This window comes from Asanoa sp. NPDC050611, assembly GCF_040654855.1.
Taxonomy (GTDB): domain Bacteria; phylum Actinomycetota; class Actinomycetes; order Mycobacteriales; family Micromonosporaceae; genus Asanoa.
The window spans coordinates 13802-16065 of the sequence record NZ_JBFAIU010000169.1; the positions used below are offsets into that span (position 1 = coordinate 13802).

The 2264-nt window shown below is 73.6% G+C and carries 3 protein-coding genes; 1 reads left to right on the forward strand and 2 read right to left on the reverse strand.

Annotated features, from left to right (window positions below):
- On the reverse strand, positions 1 to 806 hold an 806-nt coding region (locus AB0H87_RS24330; RefSeq protein WP_360149788.1), incomplete at its 3' end, for a hypothetical protein.
- Positions 807 to 928: 122 nt separating this feature from the next.
- Between AB0H87_RS24330 and panD the strand changes: the two genes are divergently transcribed.
- On the forward strand, positions 929 to 1369 hold the full coding sequence (gene panD / locus AB0H87_RS24335) for an aspartate 1-decarboxylase (protein WP_360149791.1): 441 nt from the start codon (positions 929 to 931) through the stop codon (positions 1367 to 1369).
- Between the two features lie 22 nt (positions 1370 to 1391).
- Here panD and AB0H87_RS24340 read toward each other — a convergent pair.
- A partial coding sequence (locus AB0H87_RS24340) for a YfbK domain-containing protein (protein WP_360149794.1) occupies positions 1392 to 2264 on the reverse strand: 873 nt, incomplete at its 5' end.

Genomic DNA, 2264 nt, shown 5'->3' on the forward strand with positions numbered 1-2264 from the left:
CGGCGAGCATGTCCTTGTTGTAGGCCATCACGAAAGGCCGGCTGGCGAACGGGATCGTCCTCGCGGAGGGCGCCCTCGCGCACGGCCAGGCACACGTCGCCGGCCTCGCGGAGGGCCGTCGCGGCGTCCTCGACCACCACCGTCGCGCGGGCACACAACGCGGCCGGGACCTCCCGGGCGTCCGGTTCGTGCGTACCGACCGCGATCACGACGGCGGTGTCCCGGACCACCTCCGCGTCGAACAGCGGGGTGCGGGCCGTCGTGGCGCACACGATGACGTCCGCCGCGCGCAGCACGTCGTCGGCCCGCGGGTCGTCCACGGTGAGCGCGCCCGGCACCGGCCGGCGCACCAGGTGGGTCACCGACGCCGGCGGGCGGTGCGCCGCGAGGGTCGCCACGTGTCCGTGGGCTTGCGGGCCGGCGCCGAGGACCGCCAGCCGCAGCGGCCCGGCGGGCAGTCGCGGCAGCACCGCGGCCACTGACACGGCTGGTGTGCGCAGCGTCGTCAGGGCCGTGCCGTCCAGCATCGCCACCAGGGCCAGCGAGTCGGCGTCGTAGAGCAGGTAGGAGGCCTCGACGCGGGGAAGCCGGCCCGGAGCCACGGTCGCCACCTTGATCCCGAAATGCCGTCCCGACGGGGACAGCTCCGACGGCATCAGCAGGAACTGGCCCGAACGGACGGGGACGGCGGTTCGGGCGAGATCGGCCGCCGGGTCGAGTCCTGCCGCGAGGGCTGCGGTGATCGCCGACACCGCGGCGGTCGGAGAGCATGCCGCGCGCACCGCGGCGCCGTCGAGAACGATCATCGCGCCATCCTTCTGTGGTCGATGTCACTGCGTGAGCGGCTCTCCGCCGGCCGCCGGAAATGATGGCTCAGCCTTACGTGTTCTTACCGGAACCGCCCCCAGACTCGGGAGAGATCCGCGCTGTGTTCAGGTCGATGATGAAGTCCAAGATCCACCGTGCCACGGTGACGCAGGCCGACCTGCACTACGTGGGCTCGGTCACGATCAGCGCCGACCTGATGGCGGCCGCCGACCTGCTGCCCGGCGAGCGGGTGGACGTGCTCGACATCGACAACGGTGCGCGGCTGACCACGTACGTGATCGAGGGGCCGCGCGACTCCGGCGTCATCGGCATCAACGGCGCGGCCGCCCGCCTGATCAGCCCCGGCGACAAGGTCATCCTGGTCGCGTACGCGTGGCTGCCGGACGCCGAGGCCCGCACCTTCGCGCCGCGGGTCGTCTTCGTCGACGCGCACAACCGCGTCGTCGAGACGGGCGACGACCCGGCCTCGGTCCCCGACGGGTACGGCCTGGTCCCCGGCGACCAGGTGGCTGACGGCGCCGGGGCCACCGCGGGCCACTGACCCGCGGCGACCCCCGAAGCGCTCAGCGCAGCTCGCTCGCCCGGCTCACCAGGTTGGCCAGCTCCCGGACGTCCGGGTCCTCCGTGCGGTCGGCCGCCCGCTCCGCGATCCGGTGCAGTTCCCGCAGCGGGATCGCCTCGTCGCCGCCGCGCAGCGACTCCGCCAGATAGGCGGCCACGTAGTCGACCGTGAGCCGGGGCGCCGCCGCCTCGAAGCCGCGGTCGACGTCCGACACCGTGACCGTGTGTGCCGCCTCGGCCGGGTTCCGGCTGCCCGGGTCGAGCCAGCGGACCCGGACCTTGGCCACCTCGGCACCGAGGTCGACGTCGCCGGCCAGGCGCACCGCGTAGAGCGCGGTCACGCTGTGCCCCGGGCCGACCTCGCCGCCGTCGACCTTGTCGTCGCGGAAGTCCTCGTCGGCCACCGCGCGGTTCTCGTAGCCGATCAGCCGGTAGTCCCGGACCGTCCGCGAGTCGAACGTGACCTGCACCTTGGCGTCCAGCGCGCGCACCTCGAGCGTGGCTGGAAGCCGGTTGACGAACACGTCGCGGGCCTGGTCCGGCTCGCTGACGTAGACCGCGAAGCCGTCGCCGCCGTCCGCCAGCTGTTCCATCAGCGCGTCGCCGTAGTCGCTGCCGACGCCGACGCCGAGCAGCGCGATCTCCTTCGCCGCCTCGTCGCGGACCCTGCGCAGGATCGTGTCGGCGTCGGTGGTGCCGGTGTTGGCCAGGCCGTCGGAGAGCACGATCACCCGGTTGGAGGCGCCTTCCCGGAAGCCGTCGCGGGCCACCCGGTAACCGAGCATGAGGCCGGCGCCGAGGTTCGTGCTCGCCTCGGGGCGCAGGCGGTCGATCGCGGCGTCGAGGTCCTCCCTCTCGGCGACCCGGGTCATCTC